Consider the following 26,865-nt stretch of genomic DNA (forward strand, 5'->3'; position numbering starts at 1 on the left):
GTACCGCATCAGCTTTCGAGGCCCTCGTCGTCGTCGCCGCCGAGCGCCAGTTGGACGAGGTCGTCGACGTCCAGGTCGGCGAGCGTGCCCGGCCGGTCGTCCTCGTCCGCCGCGTCGGCCGCCGGTCCGCCGGTGTCCAGTGCGACCAGCCTGACCAGGGCTTCCATCAGCCCGGCCTCCCGGAATCGGGCCATCGGGAGGGAGACCAGGGCGTGCCGCAGCCGGTCCTCGTCCACTTCCGGGCCGCTCGCCGCGCCGTCCGGGAGCAGCTCGCCGTGCACGTGGCGGGCCAGGGCGAGCGGGGTCGGGTAGTCGAAGACCACGGTGGCGGACAGATTGAGGCCGGTGGCCTCGCGGAGCCGGTTGCGCAGCTCGACCGAGGTGAGCGAGTCGAATCCGGCGTCCTTGAAGGACGTCCCGGCCACCACCCCGTCCGGTCCGGTGTGGCCCAGGACCAGCGCGACCTGGGCCCGCAGGAGGTCCACCAGCAGGGCCTCCTGGTCGGCCCGGGCGAGCCCGGTGAGCCGGCGCACCAGGCCGTCGCCGCCGTCGCCGGACGCGGCCCGGGCCACCTGGCGGCCGGCCCTCACCTGGCCGCGCAGCAGGGGCGGTACTCCCCCGCCGGTCGCGGCCTCGGCCCTGATCGCCCGCAGGTCCAGCTTGATCGGCACCAGCAGCGCCTCGTCCGCGCCGAGCGCGGCGTCGAACAGCGCGGTGCCCTCCGCCGGCCCGAGCGCGAGAATGCCGCCGCGGCGGTTCGTCCGGGTGCGCCCGGCCGCCTCGGCGCCGGTGGTCATCCCGGTGGCGCTCTGCTCCCACGGGCCCCAGGCGAGCGAGAGCGCCGGCAGGCCGGCCGACCGGCGCCTGGCCATCAGGCCGTCGAGGTAGGCGTTGGCCGCCGCGTAGTTGCCCTGGCCGGCGGACCCGAACAGGCCGGAGGCGGAGGAGTAGACGACGAACGCCGCCAGGTCGGGGGCGAGTTCGCGGGTGAGCTCATCCAGGTGGCCGACGGCGGTCACCTTCGGGGCGAAGACCCGGGCCAGCCGCTCGGGCGTCAGCGCGCCGATCACCCCGTCGTCCAGGACGCCCGCGGTGTGCACGACGGCCGTCAGGGGGCGCTCGTCGACCACGGAGGCGAGCAGTGCGGCCACCGCGTCCCGGTCGGTCACGTCACAGGCCGGCACCGCCACCGACTCGGCGCCGAGCGCGTGCAGCTCGGCCACCAACTCCCGGGCACCATCGGCCTCCAGGCCCCGCCGGCTGGTCAGCACCAGATGCCGGATCCCGTGCTCGGTCACCAGGTGCCGGGCCAGCACCGCACCCAGCGACCCGGTACCACCGGTGACCAGCACCGTCCCCGCCCGGTCCAGCACCGGCTCGGTGCCCCGGGCGATACCGGCCCGGGCGAGGCGCGGCGCGGAGAGCACCGGGCCGCGCACCGCGACCTGCGGTTCACCGGTGGCCAGCACGGCGGCGAGGACCGCATCGGCGTCGGTGCCGGCAGCGGTGTCGAGCAGCACGATCCGGTCGGGGTTCTCCACCTGGGCGGCCCGGACCAGGCCCCAGACGGCGCTGCCGGCCGGGTCGGTCACCGCGGCGTCGCCACCGGCGGGCACCGCGCCCCTGGTCACCACGACCAGCCGGGAGGCCTCCGGGACCGGAGCGACCAGCCACGCCTGGAGCACGTCGAGCACCCGGGTGCCGAGCTCCAGCGCGTCCGCACCGGCCGCCGTCAGCACCACGGCGTCCGGCACCCCGCCCTCCGCGGCCAGCGCGGTCACCTCGTCGGCGGTGGCGACGGACACCCGGCTCGGCGCGGCCGCGAGGGGCGGCGGCGACGGCAGGGCCGTCCACTCCACCCGGAACAGCGAGTCGCCGCCCGGCGCACCCGCCGCCGCCTCCAACTGCTCGGCGGAGACGGCGCGGAACACCAGGGAGTCCAGCGTCAGGACCGGACCGCCGGTCTCGTCGGCGGCCTGGAGCGACACCGCGTCCTGGCCCGACGGTGCCACCCGGACCCGCAGCGCCGAGGCGCCGACGGCGTGCAGGGTGAGCCCGTTCCAGGCGAACGGCAGGACCGTCCGGGGCTCGTCCGCCGCCGCGGGGGCATCGGCCGGGCGGACGAAGCCGTTGGCGTGCAGGGCGGCGTCGAGCAGCGCGGGATGGATGCCGAAGCGGCCCGCCCCCTCGCGGTGGTCCTCCGGCAGGGCGATCTCGGCGAAGACCTCCTCGCCGCGCCGCCAGACCGCCCGCAGGCCCTGGAACGACGGGCCGTAGGTGTAGCCGAGCCGGATCAGGTCGGCGTAGAAGCCCTCGACATCGACCTCGACCGGCTGGGCGCCGGACGGCGGCCAGGCGGTGAGGTCGAACTCCGGTGCGGCGCCGGTCCCGGCCAGCCGCAGGGTGCCGGTGGCGTGGCGGGTCCAGCCGTCCGTACCGGCCTCCACCGCGTCCTCCCGGGCGGAGTACACCTCCACCGTCCGGGTGCCCCGCTCGTCCGGGCCGCCGAGCGCGACCTGGACCCGGACGCCGCCGTGGTCCGGCACCACCAGCGGTGCCTCGATGACCAGTTCGTCCAGGGCGCCGCAGCCGGCCTCGTCGCCGGCCCGGACGGCCAGCTCGACCAAGCCGGTGCCGGGCAGCAGGACGACGCCGCCGACGGCGTGGTCGGCGAGCCACGGGTGCGTGCGCAGCGAGAGCCGGGAGGTGAACACCAGGCCGTCGTTCTGCGGCAGGTGCATCACCGCGCCGAGCAGCGGGTGGTCGGTCCCGGTCAGTCCCAGGAAGGCGGCGTCGGCGGCCGGGGCGGGTTGCAGCCAGTACTGCCGGTGGTCGAAGGCGTAGGTCGGCAGCTCCAGGTGGCCCGGGTCGGCGGGCAGGAGGCCGGACCAGTCCACCGCGACGCCCCGGACGAGGAGTTCGGCCACCGCGGCCAGCACGGTGTGCGCCTCGGGGCGGCCGTCGCGCAGGGCCGCGACACAGAGCGCGCCGTCGCCGGCGGACTCCGCCACCGCGCTGCTGAGCGCGGCGCCGGGGCCCAGTTCGACGAACAGTGCGGTGCCGTCCCCGGCCGCGGCGGCGATGCCGTCGGCGAACCGGACCGGGCGCCGCACGTGGTCCACCCAGTAGGCGGGGTCGGCCAGTTGGCCGGGCTCGGCCGGTCGGCCGGTGACGTTGGAGATCACCGGGAGCCTCGGTTCGCGCCAGACCACCTCGGCGAGGACGGTGGCGAACTCCGCCAGCATCGGCTCCATCAGCGCCGAGTGGAAGGCGTGCGAGACGGTCAGTTGCTTGACCTTGCGGCCCTGCTCCCGCAGTTGCTCCGCGGCCTTCAGCACGGCCGCCTCCTCGCCGGAGAGGACCACCGACGAAGGCCCGTTCACCGCAGCCAGGTCCACGCCGTCACCGAGGAGTTCGGCGACCTCGTCTTCGGTCGCGGCGACCGCCACCATCGCGCCGCCGGACGGCAGCGCCTGCATCAGCCGGCCCCGCGCGGCGACCACCGCCGCCGCGTCGCCGAGCGAGAGCACCCCGGCCACATGGGCGGCCGTGATCTCCCCGATCGAGTGGCCCATGACCGCGTCCGGCCGGACGCCCCAGGACTCGATCAGCCGGAACAACGCCGTCTCCACCGCGAACAACCCGGCCTGGGTGTACACGGTCTGGTCCAGCGATCCGGCCGTACCGAACACCACGTCCTTCACCGGGTGCTCGGTCCACCCCGCCAACCGCTCGTCCAACGCCGCACACGCCGCGTCGAAGGCCTCGGCGAACACCGGGTACCGCTCCGCCAACTCCCGGCCCATCCCGACCCGCTGCGAACCCTGCCCCGGGAACACCAGCACCGTGCGCGCCGCCTCACCGGCGGTCCCGGTCACCAGCACCGGGCTCTGCTCGCCCCGCGCCAGGGCGCTCAGCCCGGCCAGCGCCTCCTCCGGCGAACCCGCCAGCACCACCGCGCGCTCCGACAGCAGCGCCCGCCGGGCCAGCAGCGCGGCGGCGATCTCCGCCGTCCCCGCCCCGGAGGTCTCGACGAAGGGCGCCAGCCGGTCGGCCTGCCCGGCCAGCGACCGCGCGCTCTTCGCCGACAGCACCAGCGGGACCACACCCGTCGGAGCGGCCTCGACCGCGACGGCCTGCGCCTCGGCCTCGACCGGGGCCTGCTCCAGGATCAGGTGCGCGTTCGTCCCGCTGACCCCGAAGCCGGAGACACCCACCCGGCGGGGGCGGCCGGTCTCCGGCCAGTCCCGCGCCTCGGTCAGCAGCTCGACCGCGCCCGCCGTCCAGTCCACCTGCGAGGACGGCGCGTCCACGTGCAGGGTGGGCGGCAGGACACCGTGCCGCAGCGCCTCCACCATCTTGATCACACCGGCCACCCCGGCGGCCATCTGGGTGTGGCCGATGTTGGACTTCAGCGAGCCCAGCCAGAGCGGCCGCCCCGGCTCCCGGTCCTGGCCGTAGGTGGCCAGCAGCGCCTGCGCCTCGATCGGGTCCCCCAGGACCGTGCCGGTGCCGTGGCCCTCGACCACGTCCACCTCGGTGCCGGTCAGGCCCGCGTTGGCCAGCGCCTTGCGGATCACCCGCTGCTGGGAGACCCCGCTGGGCGCGGTCAGACCGTTGGACGCGCCGTCCTGGTTGACCGCCGACCCGCGCACCAGCGCGAGCACCCGGTGCCCCTTGCGCCGCGCCTCCGACAGCCGCTCCAGCACCACCACACCCGCGCCCTCGGCCCAACCCGTGCCGTCCGCCGCGTCCGCGTAGGACTTGCACCGGCCGTCCGTCGCCAGGCCGCGCTGGCGGGAGAACTCCACGAAGGTGCCGGGGGTGGCCATCACGGTCGCACCGCCGGCCAGCGCCATCGAGCACTCGCCCTGGCGCAGCGCCTGCGCGGCCAGGTGCATCGCGACCAGCGACGACGAGCAGGCCGTGTCCACCGTGACCGCCGGGCCCTCGAACCCGAAGACGTAGGCCACTCGGCCGGAGGCCACACTGCCCATGCCGCCGGTGCCGGTGAAGCCCTCCAGCTCCGCGGGCACCGCGCCGCCGGCGCCGTAGCCCTGGCCCATGACACCGGAGAACACCCCGACGTCCGTGCCCTTCAGCGAGAGCGGGTCGATGCCGGCCCGCTCCAGCGCCTCCCACGAGGTCTCCAGCAGCAGCCGCTGCTGCGGGTCCATCGCCAGCGCCTCCCGCGGGCTGATGCCGAAGAACCCGGCGTCGAACCGCCCCGCCTCGTAGAGGAATCCGCCCTGGCTCACATAGGAGGTGCCGGCCTTTCCGGGGTCGGCGTCGAAGAGGTCCGCCACGTCCCAGCCGCGGTCCTCGGGGAAGCCGGACATCGCGTCCCGGCCCTCGCTGACCAGCCGCCAGAGGTCCGCCGGGCTGCCGACGCCGCCGGGCAGCCGGCAGGCCATGCCGATAATCGCGATCGGCTCGTCCGGGTCGGCGGGCGCGACCGCCGTCGCCGCCGCGGCGGTCCCGTCGGCGACGAGTCCGAACTCGGCGTGCAGGTAACGGGCGAACGCGAGCGGGGTCGGGTGGTCGAAGACCACCGTCGCGGCCAGCTTCAGACCGGTCGCCTCGCGCAGCCGGTTGCGCAGCTCGACGGAGGTCAGCGAGTCGAAGCCGGAGTCCCGGAAGGCCGTCCCGCTCCTGATCGCGTCGGGCCCCGCGTGCCCGAGCACGGTCGCCGCGTGGCCGCGGACCAGCTCCAGCAGCAGCGTCTCCTGCTCGGCCGCCGCCAGCCCGGCCAGCCGACCGGCCAGCCCGCCGCCGCCGTCCCCCGAGGCCGCCCGCACCAGCTGCCGCCCGGTCCGCACCAGACCGCGCAGCAGGGTCGGGACGTCCCGGCCGGCCGCGGCGCCGGCGCGCAGCGCCCGCAGGTCCAGCTTGGCCGGCATGAGCAGCGCCTCGCCGGTGCGCAGGGCCGCGTCGAAGAGGTCCATGCCCTCCTCGGCCGTCATCGCCAGCACGCCGCCGCGTCGGTTCATCCGGCTGCGGGTGAGGTCGTCCATGCCGGCTGCCATACCGCCGGCGGTCTGGTTCCACAGGCCCCAGGCCAGCGAGGTCGCGGCCAGACCGGCCGCCCGGCGCTGGTGGGCGAGGGCGTCCAGGAAGGCGTTGGCGGCCGCGTAGCTGCCGGTGCCCGCGCCGAGGAACACCGAGGAGACCGAGGAGAAGACCACGAACGCGTCCAGGTCGGGGGCGAGTTCGCGGGTCAGGGCGTCCAGGTGCTGGGCCGCGGTGACCTTCGGGGCGAAGACCTGGGCGACCCGCTCGGGGTCCAACGAGCCGATGACACCGGCGTCGGCGATGCCCGCGGTGTGCACGACGGCGGTCAGCCGGCGCCCGGCGCGTCGCACGTCGGCCAGCAGGTCCGCCACGGCAGCCCGGTCGGTCACGTCGCAGGACTCCACCGCGACCGTCGTCGCGCCGAGCCCCTTCAGTTCGGCGACCAGCTCGGCCGCGCCCTCGGCCGCCGGGCCGCGCCGGCTGACCAGCGCCAGGTGCCGGATGCCGTGGTCGGCGACCAGGTGCCGGGCGAGGATCCCGCCCAGCGAGCCGGTGCCACCGGTGATCAGGACGATGCCCTCGGGGTCGAGGCCGGTACCCGTCCCGCCGTCGGCCCCGGCGGCCGGTGCGGCGCGGACGAGCCGCGGGACGGACAGCGCCGTGCCGCGCAGGGCCAGTTCGGGCTCCCCAGTGGCGAGCGCCGTGCCCAGCACCGGGCCGAGGTCGAGGTCCGCGGCGGGGTCGAGGTCGAGCAGGACGATCCGGTCCGGGTTCTCGGTCTGGGCGGCGCGGATCAGGCCCCACACCGCGCCACCGGCCGGGTCGGTGACCGCGCCGTCCGCGCCGGCGCCGACCGCGCCCCGGGTGGCGACGACCAGCCGGGCCTCCTCCAGTCCGGGCGCGGCCAGCCAGGCCTGGACGGCCGCCAGCACCCGGTTGGTCAGGACGAGCGCGGCGTCGACGCCGTCGGTGCCGTCCGCCACGGCGTCCAGGACCGCCACGGCGGGGAGCGCCGCCTCCGGGCCCGCGCCGTCGGCCAGCGCGGTGATCCCGGCCGCGTCGGACACCGCGACCCAGACCGGCCGGTCGGCCGCCGCCACCGTGGACGGTGGCAGGTCGCTCCACTCGACGCGGAACAGCGAGTCGGCGCCCGCCGTGCCCGGGCCGGCCGTCAACTGCTCGGCGGTCAGCGGCCGCAGCTCCACCGAGTCCGCCGTCAGGACCACGCCGCCGGCCGGGTCGACCGCCTCCACCGTCAGGGCGTCGCCGCCCTGCGGCGCGATCCGCACCCGCAGCACGGAGGCGCCGACGGCGTGCAGGGCGAGCCCCTGCCAGGCCAGCGGCTGCCAGACCCGGGCGCCGGTCGCGGCGCCGTCGGCCACCGCGGTGTCCCGCAGGGCCGGGTGCAGGGCGGCGTCGAGCAGGGCGGGGTGCAGGCCGAACCGCCCGGCCTCCTCCCGGCTCTCCTCGTCCACCGCGATCTCGGCGAAGGTCTCCGCGCCGCGCTGCCAGAGCCCGCGCAGGCCCCGGAAGGCCGGGCCGTGCTGGTAGCCGTGCCTGCCGAGGTCGGCGTAGAGGGCGTCGACGTCGACCGGCCGGGCCCCGGCTGGCGGCCAGACGGTGAAGTCGGCCTGGGGGGCGGCGGTCTTGGTCGTCGCGGTGAGGGTGCCGGTGGCGTGGCGGGTCCAGGTGTCGCCCGCCGCGTCCTCCCGGGTGGAGTAGACGGCGACGCTGCGGGCACCGCTCCCGTCGGGGCCGCCGACGGTCACCTGGACCCGGACGCCGCCCTGTTCGGGCAGGATCAGCGGGGCCTTGACCACCAGGTCGTCGAGGGTGCCGCAGCCCAGCTCGTCACCGGCCCGCACGGCCAGCTCCACCAGGGCGCCGGCCGGGAGCAGCACGGCACCGCCGACGACGTGGTCGGCCAGCCAGGGGTGGGTGCGCAGCGACAGCCGCGAGGTGCCGAGCAGGCCGCCGGTCTCCGGCACCTCCGTCACGGCGCCCATCAGGGGGTGGTCGGCGGCGGCCTGGCCGAGCGAGGCCGCGTCGGCGGCCGGGCCGAGCTGGAGCCAGTAGTGCCGGTGGTCGAAGGCGTAGGTCGGCAGCTCGACGCGGGCGGTGCCGGTCGGCAGGACGCCCGTCCAGTCCACGGGCACGCCGCGGACGAAGAGTTCGGCCATCGAGGCCAGCAGGCGGCGCGGACCGCCCTCCTCCCGCCGCAGCGTCCCGGTGACCAGGGCCTCGGCCCCGGCTTCGTCCACGATCTCGCTGACGGGCTGGACCAGCACCGGGTGCGCGCTCGACTCCACGAACACCGTGTGACCCGCTTCGAGCAGGGCGGCGACGGCGGGGCCGAAGCGGACCTGGCCGCGCAGGTTGCGGTACCAGTAGCCGCCGTCCAGCACGCCGGCCTCGGTGACCCAAGCGCCGGTGACGGTGGAGAGGAACGGGACCAGTGGGGCCTGGCTGCGGATGTCCGCGAAGGCCTTCGCCAGGGTGTCCTCGATCGCCTCGACATGACGGGTGTGGGAGGCGTAGTCCACCGCCACCCGGCGCACCCGGACCCCGTCGGCCGCCAGGACCTCCAGCGCCTCGTCCAGCGCCTCGGCGTCACCCGCGATGACCACCGAGGCCGGGCCGTTGACGGCCGCGACCTCGACGCGGTCCACCCAGCGCACCAGCCGCTCGACGGCCTCGCTCTCGGAGAGCGCCACCGACGCCATCCCGCCGCGCCCGGCGAGGCTGCCCGCGATCACCTGGCTGCGCACCGCCACGATCCGCGCCGCGTCCTCCAGCGACAGCGCACCGGCCACGCAGGCCGCCGCGATCTCGCCCTGGGAGTGCCCGACCACCGCGTCCGGCAGCACGCCCACGGACGCCCAGACGGCGGCCAGACCGACCATCACCGCGAAGCTGGCCGGCTGGAGCACGTCGACGCGCTCCAGCAGCTCGGCCGGGGCCTCGCCGCGCAGCACCTCCTCCAGCGACCAGTCCACCCAGCGCTCCAGCGCCGCCGCGCACTCCGCGACGCGCTCCGCGAACACCGGGGAGGAGTCCAGCAGTTCACGCCCCATCCCGACCCACTGCGAACCCTGCCCCGGGAAGACCAGGACGAGCTTGCCCGCCCCGGCCGCGCTGCCCGTCACCAGCCCGGGAGCGGACTCGCCCCGGGCCAGGGCGCCCAGCCCGGCCAGCGCCTCCTCCGTCGAACCGGCCACCAGCACCGCGCGCTCGGCGAGCGCCGTCCGCCCGGTGGCCAACGCGGCGGCGACGTCCGCCGGTTCCGGCCCGTCGGCGGTCCCGAGGAAGGCCGCCAGCCGCTCGGCCTGCCCGGCCAGCGAGCCGGCCGAGGACGCCGAGACGACCAGCGGCAGCACACCGCCCGGGGCGGACCGCACCGCGTCCGGCTCGGCGGGTGCCTCGGCGGGCGGTTCCTCCAGGACGACGTGCGCGTTGGTACCGCTGACGCCGAAGGAGGAGACCCCGGCCCGGCGCGGCCGCCCGGTCTCCGGCCAGTCCCGCGCCTCGGTGAGCAGTTCCACCGCGCCGGCCGACCAGTCCACCTCGGTACTGGGCGCGTCGACGTGCAGGGTCGCGGGCAGCACGCCGTGCCGCATGGCCTGCACCATCTTGATCACGCCCGCCACCCCGGCGGCGGCCTGGGTGTGGCCGATGTTGGACTTCAGCGATCCCAGCCAGAGCGGACGCCCGGGCTCGCGCTCCTGGCCGTAGGTGGCCAGCAGCGCCTGCGCCTCGATCGGGTCGCCCAGCACCGTGCCGGTGCCGTGCCCCTCCACCACGTCCACGTCGGCCGGGGTGAGCCCGGCCGCCGCCAGCGCCTTGCGGATCACCCGCTGCTGCGAGGGACCGTTCGGCGCGGTCAGACCGTTGGACGCGCCGTCCTGGTTCACCGCCGACCCGCGCAGCACGGCCAGCACGTGGTGCCCGTTGGCCCGCGCCTCGGAGAGCCGCTCCAGCAGCACCATGCCGGCGCCCTCGGCCCAGCCCGTGCCGTCGGCCGCGTCCGCGTAGGACTTGCACCGGCCGTCGGCCGCCAGCGCCCGCTGCCGCGAGAACTCCATGAACATGCCCGGCCCGGCCATCACGGTGGCACCGCCGGCCAGCGCCAGCGAGCACTCCCCGCGCCGCAGCGCCTGCGCGGCCAGGTGCATCGCCACCAGCGACGAGGAGCAGGCGGTGTCCACGGTGACCGCCGGACCCTCGAAGCCGAACACGTAGGAGATCCGGCCCGACGCCACGCTGCCGGTGGTCCCCGTCCCGGTGAAGCCCTCCAGTTCCGGGGGGACGGGGCCGCCGGTCGCGTAGCCCTCGTTGATCACTCCGACGAAGACGCCGACGTCCGAGCCCTTCAGCCCCGCCGCGTCGACGCCGGCCCGCTCCAGCGCCTCCCACGAGGTCTCCAGCAGCAGACGCTGCTGCGGGTCCATCGCCACCGCCTCGCGCGGCGAGATCCCGAAGAAGCCCGCGTCGAACAGCCCCGCCTCGTGCAGGAAGCCGCCCCGGCTCACATAGGAGGTGCCGCTCTTCTCCGGGTCCTCGTCGAACAGCCCGTCCAGGTCCCAGCCGCGGTCGGTCGGGAAGCCCGACACGCCGTCCCCGCGCTCGGTGACCAGCCGCCACAGGTCGTCGGGGCCCGCCACCCCGCCCGGCAGCCGGCACGCCATGCCCACGATCGCGATCGGCTCCGCCTTCTCGGCCTCCAGCTCCAGCACGCGTTGCTGGGAGCGGCGCGCTTCGGCGAGGACGCGCTTGAGGTAGTCGCGAAGCTTGCTTTCATCCGCCATCGAAGTTCGGCTCCTAGAAGGCTGTGGCGTCGGGTGGTCTGCGGGGGTGCCGTTGGCGGTCAGCTGCCGAACTCCGTGTCGATGAGGTCGAAGAGCTCGTCGTCGGAGGCGGTGTCGTAGTCGATCTGTTCCTCGGCCGCCCCGCCGCCGTTCGCCGTCGACCAGGTGGCCAGCAGGCCCTGGAGCCGGGTGGCGACCTGGGCGCGGGCCGTGTCACCGGCCGGTGTCTCGGCCAGCATCGCCTCCAGCCTGCTCAGTTCGACCAGCAGCGGGTGCGAGGTGGCGGTGGCCTCGCCGGACGGGTCCAGCCGGTCGTGCAGGTAGTGCGCGAGGGCCAGCGGCGTCGGGTAGTCGAAGACCACCGTGGCCGGCAGGCTCAGGCCCGTCGCCTCCCGGAGCCGGTTGCGCAGTTCGACGGAGGTGAGCGAGTCGAAGCCGGCGTCCTTGAACGCCGTCTCCGGCCTGACCTGCTCCGACCCGGCGTGACCGAGGACGGTCGCCACCCGGGCGCGGACCAGGTCCAGCAGCAGGGCCTGCTGCTCGGCGGGCGCGAGCCCGGCCAGCCGGCGGGCCAGCCCGCCGCCGCCGTCACCGGCGGCCGCCCGGACGGCCTGCCGGCCGGTGCGGACCAGACCGCGCAGCAGTGGCGGGACACCGCCGCCGAGCGCGGCGTCGGCGCGCAGCGCCCGCAGGTCGAGCTCGACCGGCACCAGCAGGGCCTCGCCGGTGCGCAGCGCCGCGTCGAACAGCGTCGTGCCCGCCTCGGCCGTCAGGGGCCGGACACCGCCGCGGCGGCCGCTCCGGTCCTGACCGGGCCCGTCGGCGGAGCCGTCGGCCTGCGCCCACACACCCCAGGCGAGGGACGTACCGGGCAGGCCTGCCGCGCGGCGCCGGTGCGCCACCGCGTCCAGATAGGCGTTGGCCGCGGCGTAGCCGCCGGTGCCTGCGCCCAGGAAGACCGAGGAGGCGGAGGACATCAGGACGAACGCGTCCAGCTCGGGGGCGAGTTCGCGGCTCAGCTCGTCCAGGTGGCGGACGGCGGTCACCTTCGGCGCGAAGACCCGCGCCATCCGGTCCGGGTCGACCTCGCCGATCACCCCGGCGTCGAAGACCCGGGCGGCGTGCACGATGCCGGTCAGCGGGTGCCCGGCCGGCACGGCGGCCAGGAGCGCCGCGACCGCCTCCCGGTCGGTGACGTCGCAGGCCACCACCGACACCGTGGCCCCGGCGGCCTCCAGCTCGGCGGCGAGCTCCGCCGCGCCGTCGGCGTCCGGGCCGCGCCGGCCCGCGAGGACCAGGTGGCGGACGCCGTGCCGCGCGACCAGGTGCCGGGCGGTCAGGGCGCCGAGCGAGCCGGTGCCGCCGGTGATCAGGACCGTGCCGTCCGGGCGGAAGGCCGGTTCGCCGCCGGGCACCTCGCCGGCGGTCCGGGCCAGGCGCGGTATGTGCAGCGCCGTCCCGCGCACCGCGACCTGCGGCTCGCCGAGCGGCAGCGCCGCGGCGAGCGCGGTGTCCAGGTCGTCCGGCGCGGCCGGGTCGAGGTCGAGCAGGACGATCCGGTCCGGGCTCTCGGCCTGGGCCGCCCGGACCAGGCCCCAGACGGCGGCGCCGGCCGGGTCGGTGAGCGCGGCGTCGCCGCCGGCGGGCACCGCGCCCCGGGTCCGCACCACCAGTCGGGAGTCCTCCAGGGCTTCGTCGGCCAGCCAGGACTGCACCACCGCCAGCACCCGGGTGGTGAGCGGGAGGACGGCGTCCGCCCCCTCGCCGTCGGTGACGGCCGTCAGGACCACGACCGGGGGAACGTCCCCACCGGCCGTCAGGGCCGCGAGGTCCGCCTCGGTCGCGACGGCCGCGCGCCGCGGCGCCGTGCCGGTGCCCTGCAGCGGCGCCGGGGGCAGCACTGTCCAGTCGACCCGGTACAGGCCGTCGTCGTCGGCCGGGCCCGCCGCGACCGCCAACTGCTCGGCGGAGAGCGGCCGCAGCGTCACCGCGGCTGCCGTCAGGACCGGGCCGCCGGCCTCGTCGACCGCCGCCAGTGCCAGCGTGTCGGGCCCGGCCTCGGTGATCCGCACCCGCAGCGCGGAGGCGCCGACGGCGTGCAGGGCCAGTCCGTGCCACTCCAGCGGCTGCCACGTCCGGTCCCGGTCCGCCGCGGCCGCGTCCCGCAGGGCGGGGTGCAGGGCGGCGTCCAGCAGCGCGGGGTGCAGGCCGAACCGGGCGGCGGTGTCCCGCTGCCCGTCGGGCAGGGCGAGCTCGGCGAACACCTCGTCGCCGCGCCGCCACACCGCCCGGAGGGCGCGGAACAGCGGTCCGTACTCGTGGCCGTGAGCGATGAGTTCGGTGTAGAGGCCGTCGACGTCGACCGGCTCCGCACCGGCCGGGGGCCACGCCCCGGTGTCGAACGGCTCGGCCCCCGCCCTGGGCGCCACCGCGAGGGTGCCGGTGACGTGGCGGGTCCAGGTCTCCGTCGCGTCCTCGTGGGCGGAGTACACCTCGACCTTGCGGGCGCCCTGCTCGTCCGGGCCGCCGACGGCGACCTGGACCCGGACCCCGCCGTGCTCGGGCAGGAGGAGCGGTACCTCGATGACCAGGTCGTCGAGGGTGCCGCAGCCGACCTCGTCCCCGGCGCGGACGGCCAGCTCCACCAGGGCGGCACCGGGGACGAGGACCACTCCTCCGACGGTGTGGTCGGCGAGCCAGCCGTGGGTGCGCAGCGACAGCCGGGAGGTGAACACCAGGCCGTCCGACTGCGGCAGTTGGACGACGGCGCCGAGCAGCGGGTGGTCGGCCCGGCCCTGGCCGAGCGAGGCCGCGTCGGTGGCGGCAGCGCTCCGGAGCCAGTAGTGCTCGTGGTCGAAGGCGTAGGTGGGCAGCTCCAGATGGGTGACCGGAAGGCCGGCGGGCAGGGTCTTCGCCCAGTCCACCGCGACGCCCCGGACGAAGAGTTCGGCGACCGCGGCCAGCACGGTGTGCGCCTCGGGGCGGCCGTCGCGCAGCGCGGCGACCGTGACCGCGCGCTCACCGGCGGACTCCGCGACCACGCCGCTCAGCGCGGCGCCGGGGCCCAGCTCGACGAAGACCGCGTTACCGGGACCGGCCGCCGTGGCGATGCCGTCGGCGAACCGGACCGGGCGGCGCACATGGTCCACCCAGTAGGCGGGATCGGCCAGTTGGCCGGGCTCGGCCGGACGGCCGGTGACGTTGGAGATCACCGCGAGCTTGGGCTCGCCCCACGACACGTTAGCCAGGACGGCCGCGAACTCCGCCAGCATCGGCTCCATCAGCGCCGAGTGGAAGGCGTGCGAGACGGTCAGCTGCTTGACCTTGCGGCCCTGCTCCCGCAGTTGCTCCGCGGCCTTCAGCACGGCCGCCTCCGCACCGGAGAGCACCACCGACGAAGGACCGTTCACCGCCGCCAGGTCCACGCCGTCACCGAGGAGTTCGGCGACCTCGGCCTCGGTCGCGGCGACCGCCACCATCGCACCGCCCGAGGGCAGCGCCTGCATCAGCCGACCCCGCGCGGCGACCACCGCCGCCGCGTCGCCGAGCGAGAGCACCCCGGCCACGTGCGCGGCCGTGATCTCACCGATCGAGTGGCCCATGACCGCGTCCGGCCGGACGCCCCAGGACTCGATCAGCCGGAACAACGCCGTCTCCACCGCGAACAACCCGGCCTGGGTGTACACGGTCTGGTCCAGCGATCCGGCCGTACCGAACACCACGTCCTTGACCGGGTGCTCGGTCCACCCCGCCAACCGCTCGTCCAACGCCGCACACGCAGCATCAAAGGCCTCGGCGAACACCGGGTACCGCTCCGCCAGCTCCCGGCCCATCCCGACCCGCTGCGAACCCTGCCCCGGGAACACCAGGACCGTCCGGGCCTGGCCACCCCCGGTCACGACACCGGCGGCGGACTCCCCGCGCGCCAGGGCGCTCAGCCCGGCCAGCGCCTCCTCCGGCGAACCCGCCAGCACCACCGCGCGCTCCGACAGCAGCGCCCGCTGGACCAGCAGCGCGGCGGCGATCTCCGCCGTCCCCGCCCCGGACGTCTCGACGAAGGGCGCCAGCCGGTCGGCCTGCCCGGCCAGCGAGCCCGCGCTCTTCGCCGACAGCACCAGCGGGACCACACCCGTCGGCTCGACGGCGGGCCGCTCCACCGCGTTCTCCTCCGGCACCTGCTCCAGGATCAGGTGTGCGTTGGTCCCGCTCAGCCCGAACGAGGAGACGCCCACCCGCCGGGGGCGGCCGGTCTCCGGCCACTCCCGCGCCTCGGTCAGCAGCTCGACCGCGCCCGCCGTCCAGTCCACCTGCGAGGACGGCGCGTCCACGTGCAGGGTGGGCGGCAGCACGCCGTGCCGCAGCGCCTGCACCATCTTGATCACACCGGCCACGCCGGAAGCCGCCTGGGTGTGGCCGATGTTGGACTTCAGCGAGCCCAGCCAGAGCGGCCGCTCCGGGTCGCGGCCGCGCCCGTAGGTGGCCAGCAGCGCCTGGGCCTCGATCGGGTCCCCCAGCACGGTGCCCGTGCCGTGGCCCTCCACCGCGTCGATGTCGGCGGTGGACAGGCCCGCGTTGGCCAGCGCCTTGCGGATCACCCGCTGCTGCGAGGGACCGTTCGGCGCGGTCAGACCGTTGGACGCGCCGTCCTGGTTCACCGCGCTGCCGCGGACCACCGCGAGCACCCGGTGCCCCTTGCGCCGCGCCTCCGAGAGGCGCTCCAGCACCACCACACCCGCGCCCTCGGCCCAGCCGGTGCCGTCCGCCGCGTCCGCGTAGGACTTGCACCGGCCGTCCGAGGCCAGACCGCGCTGGCGGGAGAACTGCACGAACGCGCCGGGGCCGGTCATCACGGCCGCGCCGCTGGCGAGGGCCAGCGAGCACTCACCGGTCCGCAGCGCCTGCGCGGCCAGGTGCATCGCCACCAGGGACGAGGAGCAGGCCGTGTCCACGGTGACCGCGGGGCCCTCGAAGCCGAACACGTAGGACACCCGGCCCGAGGCCACGCTGCTGCCGGCGCCGGTCGTGACGAAGCCCTCCAGCTCGGCGGGTACGTCGCTGCCCGAGCCGTAGCCCGCGCCCATCAGGCCGGAGAAGACGCCGACGTCGGTGCCCTTGAGCGTGGCCGGGTCGATGCCCGCCCGCTCCAGCGCCTCCCACGAGGTCTCCAGCAGCAGGCGCTGCTGCGGGTCCATCGCCAGCGCCTCGCGCGGCGAGATCCCGAAGAAGCCCCCGTCGAACAGCGCCGCCTCGTGCAGGAAGCCGCCCTGGTCCACGTAGGAGGTCCCGGCCTTGTCCGGGTCCGCGTCGAAGAGGCCGTCCAGGTCCCAGCCGCGGTCGGACGGGAAGCCGGACATCGCGTCCCGGCCCTCGCTGACCAGCCGCCAGAGGTCCTCGGGGCTCGCCACACCGCCGGGCAGGCGGCAGGCCATGCCGACGATCGCGATCGGCTCGGACGGGTCGGCGAGCACGACCGCCGGCGCCGCCGCGCCGGTCTCGGCGGCCACGTGGCCGAACTCCTCGTGCAGGTGCCGGGCGAGGGCGAGCGGGGTCGGGTGGTCGAAGACCACCGTCGCGGGCAGCTTCAGACCGGTCGCCTCGCGCAGCCGGTTGCGCAGCTCGACGGAGGTCAGCGAGTCGAAGCCGGAGTCGCGGAACGCCGTGTCGGTCTTCACGCCCTCCGGTCCCGCGTGCCCGAGCACGGTCGCCGCGTGGCCGCGGACCAGCTCCAGCAGCAGCGCCTCCTGCTCGGCCACCGTCAGCCCGGTCAGCCGGCCGGCCAGGCCGGCCGTACCGTCGGCCGCCGCCGACCGCGCGGTCTGCCGGCTCGCCCGGATCAGCCCGCGCAGCAGCGGCGGCACCTCGCGGCCCGCCGCCGCGTCGGCGCGCATGGACCGCAGGTCGAGCTTGATCGGGACGAGCAGCGCGTCGCCGGTGCGCAGCGCCGCGTCGAAGAGGTCCAGGCCTTCGTCCGAGGCCAGCGAACGGCTCCGGCTCCGGCCGGTCCGGGCCTCCTCGGCGGTGTCGAGGTGGGCGGTCATCGCGGTGGCCTGCTCCCAGAGGCCCCAGGCCAGGGACATCGCGGGCAGGCCGGCGGCGCGGCGCCGGTGGGCGACCGCGTCCAGATAGGCGTTGGCCGCCGCGTAGTTGCCCTGACCGGCCGAGCCGAAGACCCCGGCCGCCGACGAGAACAGCACGAACGAGCGCAACTCCGGCGCCAGTTCACGGGTCAGCTCGTCCAGGTGCCGCACCGCGGTCACCTTCGGGGCGAACACACGGGCCAGCCGCTCCGCCGTCAGCGCCCCGAACACCCCGTCGTCCAGCACACCCGCGGTGTGCACCACACCCGTCAGCGGATGCTCGGCCGGGACGCCGGAGAGCAGTGCGGCCACCGACTCCCGGTCGGCCACGTCACACGCGGTGACGGTCACCGTCGCGCCCAGCGCGGTCAGCTCGGCCGCCAACTCCGTTGCGCCCTCGGCCCGCAGGCCGCTCCGGCTGGCCAGCAGCAGATGCCGGACCCCGTGCCCGGTGACCAGGCGCCGGGCCAGCAGGCCGCCGAGGGTGCCGGTGCCGCCGGTGATCAGGACGGTGCCCTCGGGGTCGAACGCCGCGGCCTCGTCGGCCGGGGCCGTGGCCCGGGCGATCCGGGGCACGTACATCGTCGTCCCGCGGACCGCGACCTGCGGCTCGTTGGTGCCCAGCACGGCGGCGAGCACCGGTTCGACGTCCGTCCCGGGGGCGGCGTCGGTGTCGAGCAGCACGATCCGGTCCGGGTTCTCCGCCTGCGCGACCCGGATCAGACCCCAGACCGCGGCACCCGCCGGGTCCGTCACCCCGGCGTCGCCACCGGCGGGCACCGCACCCCGGGTGACCACGACCAGCCGCGCCGCGTCCAGCCCCCGCGTGCTCAGCCAGGCCTGGACGACGTCCAGCACCCGGGCGGTCAGACCGAGCACCGCGTACTCGTCCGGGCCGTCCCCGACCGCGTCCAGGACGACCACGGGGGGCACGCCCGAGCCGTTGGTCAGCATGGCCACGTGGTCCGGCGAGGCCACCGGCACCCAGGCCGGCGGGAGTTCCAGGCCCGGAGCGGTACCGGTGGGCAGCTCCGTCCACTCCACCCGGAACAGCGCGTCGCGGCCTTCGTCGCCGCCCGCGCTGCCCAGCTGGTCGGCCGAGACGGCGCGCGAGACCAGCGAACGGAGCGTCAGGACGGCTCCGCCGGTCTCGTCGGCGGCCTCCAGCGCGAGCGTCTGCGCGTCGGACCGCACCAGGCGCACCCGCAGCGCCGAGGCACCGGCCGCGTGCAGCCGCAGCCCGTTCCAGCCGAACGGCAGGTGCACCTCGGACTCGTCGCCCGCCCGGTTCACGCCCGTCGGGTCCCCCAGCGCCACGTCCAGCATGACGGGGTGGAGGGCGGCGTCGAGCAGCGCGGGGTGGATGCCGAACCGGCCGGCGGCGTCCCGCTGGTCCTCGGGCAGGGCGACCTCGGCGAACAGCTCCTCGCCGCGTCGCCAGACCGCCCGCACGCCCTGGAACACCGGCCCGTAGCCGTAACCGGCTTGGGCCAGCAGCTCGTAGCCGCCGGTGACACCCAGCTGCTCCGCGTCGGCGGGCGGCCAGGCGGTGAAGTCGAACGCGGGACCGCCGGCGTCCGAGGTCGCCGTCAGGGTACCGGTGGCGTGCCGGGTCCAGGCGTCCGCGCCGGTGTCCCCGGCCGCGTCCTCGCGGACCGAGTAGATGCCGACACTGCGGGCGCCCGCCCCGTCGGGGCCGCCGACGGTGACCTGGACCCGCACGTTGCCGTGCTCGGGCAGGACCAGTGGGGCCTCGATCACCAGCTCGTCCAGCGTGCCGCAGCCGACCTCGTCACCGGCCCGTACCGCCAGCTCGACCAGACCGGTGCCGGGCACCAGCACGGCGCCGCCGACGGCGTGGTCGGCCAGCCAGGGGTGGGTGTGCAGGGAGAGCCGGGAGGTGCAGAGCACGCCGCCCGTCTCGGGTACCTGGACCACCGCGCCGATCAGCGGGTGGTCGGCGGTGGCCTGGCCGAGCGAGGCCGCGTCGGTGGCCGGGGAGGTCCGCAGCCAGTAGTGCTGCTGGTCGAAGGCGTAGGTGGGCAGGTCCACCTGGGCGGTCTCGGCGCCGGCCGGCAGCACACCGGTCCAGTCGACGGCCACGCCGCGGACGAAGAGTTCGGCCATCGAGGCGAACAGGCGGCGCAGGCCGCCCTCGTCCCGCCGCAGCGTCCCGGTGACCAGGGCCTCGGCCCCGGCCTCGTCCACGATCTCACTGACCGGCTGGACCAGCACCGGGTGGGCGCTCGACTCCACGAACACCGTGTGGCCCGCTTCGAGCAGGGCGGCGACGGCGGGGCCGAAGCGGACCTGACCGCGCAGGTTGCGGTACCAGTACCCGCCGTCCAGCACGCCGGCCTCGTCGATCCACTCGCCCGTGACGGTGGAGAGGAACGGCACCAGCGGGGCCTGGCTGCGAATGTCCGCGAAGGCCTCCGCCAGGGTCTCCTCGATCGCCTCCACATGGCGGGTGTGGGAGGCGTAGTCCACCGCGACCCGGCGCACCCGCACGCCGTCGGCCGCGAGCACCTCCAGCGCCTCGTCCAGCGCCTCGGCGTCACCCGCGATGACCACCGAGGCCGGGCCGTTGACGGCCGCGACCTCGACGCGGTCCGCCCAGCGCACCAGCCGCTCCACAGCCTCGCTCTCGGAGAGCGCCACCGACGCCATCCCCCCGCGACCGGCCAGCTGACCGGCGATCACCTGGCTGCGCACCGCCACGATCCGCGCCGCGTCCTCCAACGACAGCGCACCCGCCACGCAGGCCGCCCCGATCTCCCCCTGCGAGTGCCCGACCACCGCGTCCGGCACCACACCCACCGACGCCCAGACCGCCGCCAGACCGACCATCACCGCGAAACTCGCCGGCTGGAGCACGTCCACCCGGTCCAGCAGCTCGGCCAGCGCGTCCCCGCGCAGCACGTCCTCCAGCGACCAGTCCACCCACGGGTCCAGCGCCGCCGCGCACGCGGCCACCCGCTCGGCGAACACCGGGGAGGCGTCCAGCAGTTCACGCCCCATCCCGACCCACTGCGAACCCTGCCCCGGGAACACCAGCACCGTCCGGCCCGCACCGGACACACTGCCCGTCACCAACCCCGGCGCCGACTCCCCGCGCGCCAACGCGGCGAACCCCGCCAGCACCTCGGACCGCGAGCCCGCCACCAGCACCGCGCGCTCACCGAGCGCCGCCCGCCGGGTCGCCAGGACACCGGCCACCGCGGCCGGTGAGACCGGCGCGGACGCCTCGACGAAGGCCGCCAGCCGCTCGGCCTGCCCGGCCAGCGAGGCCGTCGAGGCCGCCGACACCACCAGCGGCACCACGGCGTCGGGGCCGGCCCCGACCTCGGCCGGCTCCTCCTCGGGCGCCTGCTCCAGGATCAGGTGCGCGTTGGTCCCGCTCAGCCCGAAGGAGGAGACGCCCACCCGCCGGGGGCGGCCGGTCTCCGGCCACTCCCGCGCCTCGGTCAGCAGCTCCACCGCGCCGACCGACCAGTCCACCTGCGGCGTCGGGGCCTCGATGTGCAGGGTGGGCGGCAGCACACCGTGCCGCAGCGCCTCCACCATCTTGATCACACCGGCCACCCCGGCCGCGGCCTGGGTGTGGCCGACGTTGGACTTGACCGAGCCGAGCCAGAGGGGTGCCTCCCCGTCCCCGCGCCCCTGCCCGTACGTGGCCAGCAGCGCCTGCGCCTCGATCGGGTCGCCCAGCGAGGTCCCCGTCCCGTGCGCCTCCACCGCGTCGACGTCCGAGGCGGCCAGGCCCGCGTTGGCCAGCGCCTTGCGGATCACCCGCTGCTGCGAGGGGCCGTTGGGCGCGGTCAGACCGTTCGACGCGCCGTCCTGGTTGATCGCGCTGCCGCGCAGTACCGCCAGGATCCGGTGTCCGTTGCGCCGGGCCTCGGAGAGCCGCTCCAGCACCACGACGCCCGCGCCCTCGCCCCAGCCGGTGCCGTCGGCGGTCGAGGAGAACGCCTTGCACCGCCCGTCGGGGGCGAGTGCCTTCTGTCGCGAGAACTCCACGAAGGTGTGCGGCGTCGCCATGATCGTCGCGCCACCGGCCAGCGCCAGCGAGCACTCGCCGGACCGCAGTGCCTGCGCGGCCAGGTGCATCGCCACCAGCGAGGAGGAGCACGCCGTGTCCACCGTCACCGCCGGGCCCTCGAAGCCGAACACGTAGGACACCCGGCCCGAGGCCACGCTCATCGCGGAGCCGGTGGCGGTGAAGCCGCTCAGCTCCGGCGGGATGACGCCGCCGATCCCGTAGCCCTGGGTCATCACGCCGGAGAACACCCCGACGTCCCGGCCCTTCAGCGCGGCGGGGTCGACCCCAGCCCGCTCCAGCGCCTCCCAGGACATCTCCAGCAGCAGCCGCTGCTGCGGATCCATCGCCAGCGCCTCGCGCGGCGAGATCCCGAAGAAGCCCGCGTCGAAGAGCCCCGCGTCGTGCAGGAAGCCGCCCTGGTCGACGTAGGAGGTGCCGATGCTCTCCTGGTCGTCGTCGAAGAGGCCGCCCACGTCCCAGCCGCGGTCCTCGGGGAAGCCGGACACCGCGTCCCGGCCCTCGGAGACGAGCCGCCAGAGGTCCTCCGGGGTGACCACGCCGCCGGGCAGCCGGCAGGCCATGCCGACGATCGCGATCGGCTCGTCGAGGTCGGCCGCGACCACCGTCGGGACGGCGGCAGCGGCGGCGGTGTCGCCGAGCTCCTCGCGCAGGAAGCGGGCGAGCGCGACCGGCGTGGGGTAGTCGTAGACGACGGTCGTGGGCAGGTTGAGCCCGGTCGACTCGCGGAGCCGGTTGCGCAGTTGGACGGAGGTGAGCGAGTCGAAGCCGGCGTCCTTGAACGCCTTCTCCGCCTTGACGTTCGCCGCGCCGGCGTGTCCGAGCACGGTCGCGACATGGGTGCGGACCAGGTCCAGCAGCAGCGTCTCCTGCTCCGCCACCGCCAGCCCGGCGAGCCGGTCGGCCAGCCCGGAGGCGGTCCGGACGGCCCGCCGGCCGACCGGCACCAGGCTGCGCAGCAGGGGCAGGACGCCGCGGCCGGACGCGGCCTCGGCCCGGACGGCGCGCAGGTCGAGCTTGATCGGCACGGTCACGGCCCGGCCGCCGCGCAGGCCCGCGTCGAAGAGGTCCAGGCCCTCGGCCGGGGCGATCGCCAGGAACCCGCCCCGGTTCACCCGGGTCTGGTCGGCCTCGGTGAGGTGGGCGGCCATGCCGCCGGCCTGCTCCCAGAGGCCCCAGGCGAGCGACGCGGCGGGCAGGCCGTCGGCGCGGCGCCGGTGGGCGACCGCGTCCAGATAGGCGTTGGCCGCCGCGTAGTTGCCCTGACCGGCCGAGCCGAAGACCCCGGCCGCCGACGAGAACAGCACGAACGAGCGCAGCTCCGGCGCCAGTTCACGGGTCAGCTCGTCCAGGTGCCGCACCGCGGTCACCTTCGGGGCGAACACTCGGGCCAGCCGCTCCGCCGTCAGCGCCCCGAACACCCCGTCGTCCAGCACACCCGCGGTGTGCACCACACCCGTCAGCGGATGCTCGGCCGGGACGCCGGAGAGCAGTGCGGCCACCGACTCCCGGTCGGCCACGTCACACGCGGTGACGGTCACCGTCGCGCCGAGATCCTCCAGCTCCGCCGCCAACTCCGGTGCGCCCTCGGCGCCGAGACCCCGGCGGCTGACCAGCAGCAGGTGCCGGACACCGTGCCCGGTGACCAGGTGCCGGGCCAGCAGCGCGCCCAGCGAGCCGGTGCCGCCGGTGATCAGGACGGTGCCCTCGGGGTCGAACGCGGCAGGCCCGTCGGTCGCGGCGCCGTCGGTGGCGCGGACCAGGCGCGGCGCGGACAGGGCCGCCCCCCGGACGGCGACCTGCGGCTCACCGGTGGCCAGCACGGCGGCGAGGACGGCACCGAGGTCGGTGTCGGCCTCGGTGTCGGTCTCGGTGTCCAGCAGCACGATCCGGTCCGGGTTCTCCGCCTGCGCGACCCGGATCAGGCCCCAGACCGCGGCACCCGCCGGGTCCGTCACCCCGGCGTCGCCACCGGCGGGCACCGCACCCCGGGTGCGCACCACCAGTCGGGAGCCTTCGAGGCCGGACGCGGCGAGCCAGGACTGCGCGACCGCCAGCACCCGGCCGGTCAGACCGAGCACCGCGTGCTCGTCCGTACCGTCCCCGACCGCGTCCAGGACCACCACGGACGGCGCGGGCGCGCCGTCCGCCGGGGCGGCGAGCGCGGCCACCTCGGCCGCACCGGACAGCACCGTCCACCGCACGGCGGCCGGAGCGGCGACCGGGGGCAGCTCGGTCCACTCCACCCGGAACAGCGCGTCGCCGCCGGTCGCGCCCGCCGAGGCGGCCAACTGCTCGACGGCGACGGGGCGGAGCGTCACGGAGTCGGCCGCCAGCACGGCGGCACCGGTCTCGTCGGCGGCCTCGAAGGCCAGCGTGCCGGCGCCGAGCCGGGCCAGGCGCACCCGCAGGGCCGCCGCGCCCGTGGCGTGCAGCACCAGCCCGCTCCAGCGCAGCGGCTGCCACAGCCGGTCGGCGTCGGCCGCCACGGTGTCCCGCAGGCCCGGGTGCAGGGCCGCGTCGAGCAGCGCGGGGTGGATGCCGAAGCGGTCAGCATCGTCGTGCTGGTCCTCCGGCAGGGCGACCTCGGCGAACAGTTCCTCGCCGCGCCGCCAGAGCGCCCGCAGGCCCTGGAACGCCGGGCCGTAGGCGTAGCCCTGGGCGACCAGGTCGGGGTAGAGGTCACCGAGGTCGACCGGCTGCGCGCCGGCCGGGGGCCAGGCGGTGAAGTCGAACTCCGGGCCGTCGGTGTCCTTCGTCGCCGTCAGGGTGCCGGTGGCGTGCCGGGTCCACGCGTCCGTGGCGTCCTCGCGGGCGGAGTACACCTCCACCGTGCGGGCGCCGTGCGTGTCGGGGCCGCCGACGGCGACCTGGACGCGGACCCCGCCGTGCTCGGGCAGGAGGATCGGCGCCTCGACGACCAGGTCGTCGAGGGTGCCGCAGCCGACCTCGTCACCGGCCCGGACGGCCAGCTCCACCAGCGCCGTGGCGGGGACGAGCACGACCCCGCCGACGGCGTGGTCGGCGAGCCAGTCATGGGTGCGCAGGGAGAGCCGGGAGGTGAACACCAGGCCGTCGGACTGCGGCAGTTGGACGACCGCGCCGAGCAGCGGGTGACCGGCGCCGGTCAGGCCCAGGGCCGCCGCGTCGGTCACCGAAGCCAGCATCCGGAGCCAGTAGTACTCGTGGTCGAAGGCGTAGGTGGGCAGCTCCACCCGGGCGGCGCCGGCTCCGGCGGGGAGGGTCTTCACCCAGTCCACCGCGACGCCCCGGACGAAGAGTTCGGCCACCGCGGCCAGCAGGGTGGGCACCTCCGGGCGGCCGTCGCGCAGCGCGGCCACCGACACGGCTCGGCCGTCGACCGTCTCGTCCACCACGCCGCTCAGTGCCGCGCCGGGGCCGAGTTCGACGAACACCGCGCCACCGGGTGCGGCCGCCGTGGCGATGCCGTCGGCGAACCGGACGGGGCGGCGCACATGGTCCACCCAGTAGGCGGGATCGGCCAGTTGGCCCAGGTCGGCGACGCGGCCGGTGACGTTGGAGATCACCGCGAGCTTGGGCTCACCCCACGACACGTTGGCCAGGGCGGTGGCGAACTCCGCCAGCATCGGCTCCATCAGCGCCGAGTGGAAGGCGTGCGAGACGGTCAGCTGCTTGACCTTGCGGCCCTGCTCGCGCAGTTGCTCCGCGGCCTTCAGTACGGCCGCCTCCTCACCGGAGAGGACCACCGACGAAGGCCCGTTCACCGCCGCCAGATCCACGCCGTCACCGAGGAGTTCGGCGACCTCGGCCTCGGTGGCTGCCACCGCCACCATCGCACCGCCCGAGGGCAGCGCCTGCATCAGCCGGCCCCGCGCGGCGACCACCGCCGCCGCGTCGCCGAGCGAGAGCACCCCGGCCACGTGCGCGGCCGTGATCTCCCCGATCGAGTGGCCCATGACCGCGTCCGGCCGGACGCCCCAGGACTCGATCAGCCGGAACAACGCCGTCTCCACCGCGAACAACCCGGCCTGGGTGTAGACGGTCTGATCGAGGGATCCGGCCGTGCCGAGCACCACGTCCTTGACCGGGTGCTCGGTCCACCCCGCCAACCGCGCGTCCAACGCCGCACACGCCGCATCGAAGGCCTCGGCGAACACCGGGTACCGCTCCGCCAGCTCACGGCCCATCCCGACCCGCTGCGACCCCTGCCCCGGGAACACCAGCACCGTCCGGGCCGGGACCGAACCGCTGCCCGTCACCAGCGCGGCGTCGGACTCCCCGCGCGCCAGCGCGTCCAGCCCCGCCAGCGCCTGCTCCGAGGAGCCCGCCAGCACCACCGCGCGCTCCGACAGCAGCGCCCGCTGCGACACCAGCGCGGCGGCGACGTCCGGGAGTTCCTGTTCCGACGCACCGACGAAGGCGGTCAGCCGCTCGGCCTGACCGGCCAGCGACCCGGCGCTCTTCGCCGAGAGCACCAGCGGCACGGCCCCGGCCCCCGGCGCGGCCTCACCCGCGAGGGGCTCCACCTCGTCCTCGGGCGCCTGCTCCAGGATCAGGTGCGCGTTCGTCCCGCTGACCCCGAAGGAGGAGACCCCGGCCCGGCGCAGCCGGTCCACCTCCGGCCAGGGCCGGCTGCGGTCGAGCAGCTCGACCGCGCCGACCGACCAGTCCACCTGGGAGGACGGCGCGTCGACGTGCAGGGTGGCGGGCAGCACGCCGTGCCGCAGCGCCTGCACCATCTTGATCACGCCCGAGACACCCGCCGCCGCCTGGGCGTGGCCGATGTTGGACTTCAGCGAGCCCAGCCAGAGCGGACGCCCGGGCTCGCGCTCCTGGCCGTAGGTGGCCAGCAGCGCCTGCGCCTCGATCGGGTCGCCCAGCACCGTGCCGGTGCCGTGCCCCTCCACCACGTCCACGTCGGCCGGAGTGAGCCCGGCCGCCGCCAGCGCCTTGCGGATCACCCGCTGCTGGGAGAGGCCGTTGGGCGCGGTCAGACCGTTGGACGCGCCGTCCTGGTTCACCGCCGACCCGCGCAGCACCGCGAGCACCCGGTGCCCCTTGCGGCGGGCCTCGGAGAGCCGCTCCAGCACGACCACGCCCGCGCCCTCGGCCCAGCCGGTGCCGTCCGCCGCGTCCGCGTAGGACTTGCACCGGCCGTCCGAGGCCAGACCGCGCTGGCGGGAGAACTCCACGAAGGTGTGCGGTGTCGCCATCACGGTCGCGCCGCCGGCCAGCGCCATCGAGCACTCGCCGCGGCGCAGCGCCTGGGCGGCCAGGTGGATCGCCACCAGGGACGAGGAGCAGGCGGTGTCCACGGTGACCGCCGGGCCCTCGAACCCGAACACGTAGGAGATCCGGCCCGAGGCCACGCTGCCCGCCGCGCCCGTCCCGGCGAAGCCCTCCAGCTCCGGCGGCACGTTGCCGCCGAAGAAGTAGTCGACGCCCATGATCCCGTTGAACACCCCGACGTCCGCGCCCTTGAGCGAGGTCGGGTCGACGCCGGCCCGCTCCAGCGCCTCCCAGGAGGTCTCCAGCAGCAGCCGCTGCTGCGGGTCCATGGCGAGCGCCTCGCGCGGCGAGATCCCGAAGAACTCGGCGTCGAACCTCCCCGCGTCGCGCAGGAACCCGCCCTGCGCGACGTAGGAGGTGCCGGCCTTGTCCGGGTCGTCGTCGAACAGCGCGTCCAGGTCCCAGCCGCGGTCGTCCGGGAACGCCGACACGCCGTCCCGGCCCTCACTGACCAGCTGCCACAGGCTCTCGGGGCCGGTCACGCCGCCGGGCAGGCGGCAGGCCATGCCCACGATCGCGACCGGCTCGTCCGCGTTCCGCTGGACCTGCTTACGCAGGTCGTGCAGTTCGGCCGTGACACGCTTGAGGTACTTGAGGATCTTCTCGTCCGTGGCCATCGTCAATTCCTCACCGGGGT

The 26,865-nt window shown here is 76.1% G+C and carries 2 protein-coding genes; both read right to left on the reverse strand.

Features of this window, described 5'->3' with window-relative positions; all coding sequences use genetic code 11:
- Nucleotides 1–8: 8 nt before the first annotated feature.
- On the reverse strand, nt 9–10,880 hold the full coding sequence (locus ACIF6L_RS16360; RefSeq protein ID WP_396492530.1) for a type I polyketide synthase: 10,872 nt from the start codon (nt 10,878–10,880) through the stop codon (nt 9–11).
- The gene (locus tag ACIF6L_RS16365; RefSeq protein ID WP_396487585.1) at nt 10,877–26,845 is read right to left on the reverse strand and encodes an SDR family NAD(P)-dependent oxidoreductase; all 15,969 of its coding nucleotides are present in this window, start codon (nt 26,843–26,845) and stop codon (nt 10,877–10,879) included. Before ACIF6L_RS16365 ends, ACIF6L_RS16360 begins: the two co-directional genes overlap by 4 nt.
- Nucleotides 26,846–26,865 lie beyond the last annotated feature (20 nt).

This window comes from Kitasatospora sp. NPDC086009, assembly GCF_044540385.1.
In the GTDB taxonomy this organism is placed as follows: domain Bacteria; phylum Actinomycetota; class Actinomycetes; order Streptomycetales; family Streptomycetaceae; genus Kitasatospora.

Excerpts from the sequence above, each read along its gene's own strand:
- ACIF6L_RS16365 (WP_396487585.1), bottom strand. The coding sequence starts at position 26,845 with ATGGCCACGGACGAGAAGATCCTCAAGTACCTCAAGCGTGTCACGGCC.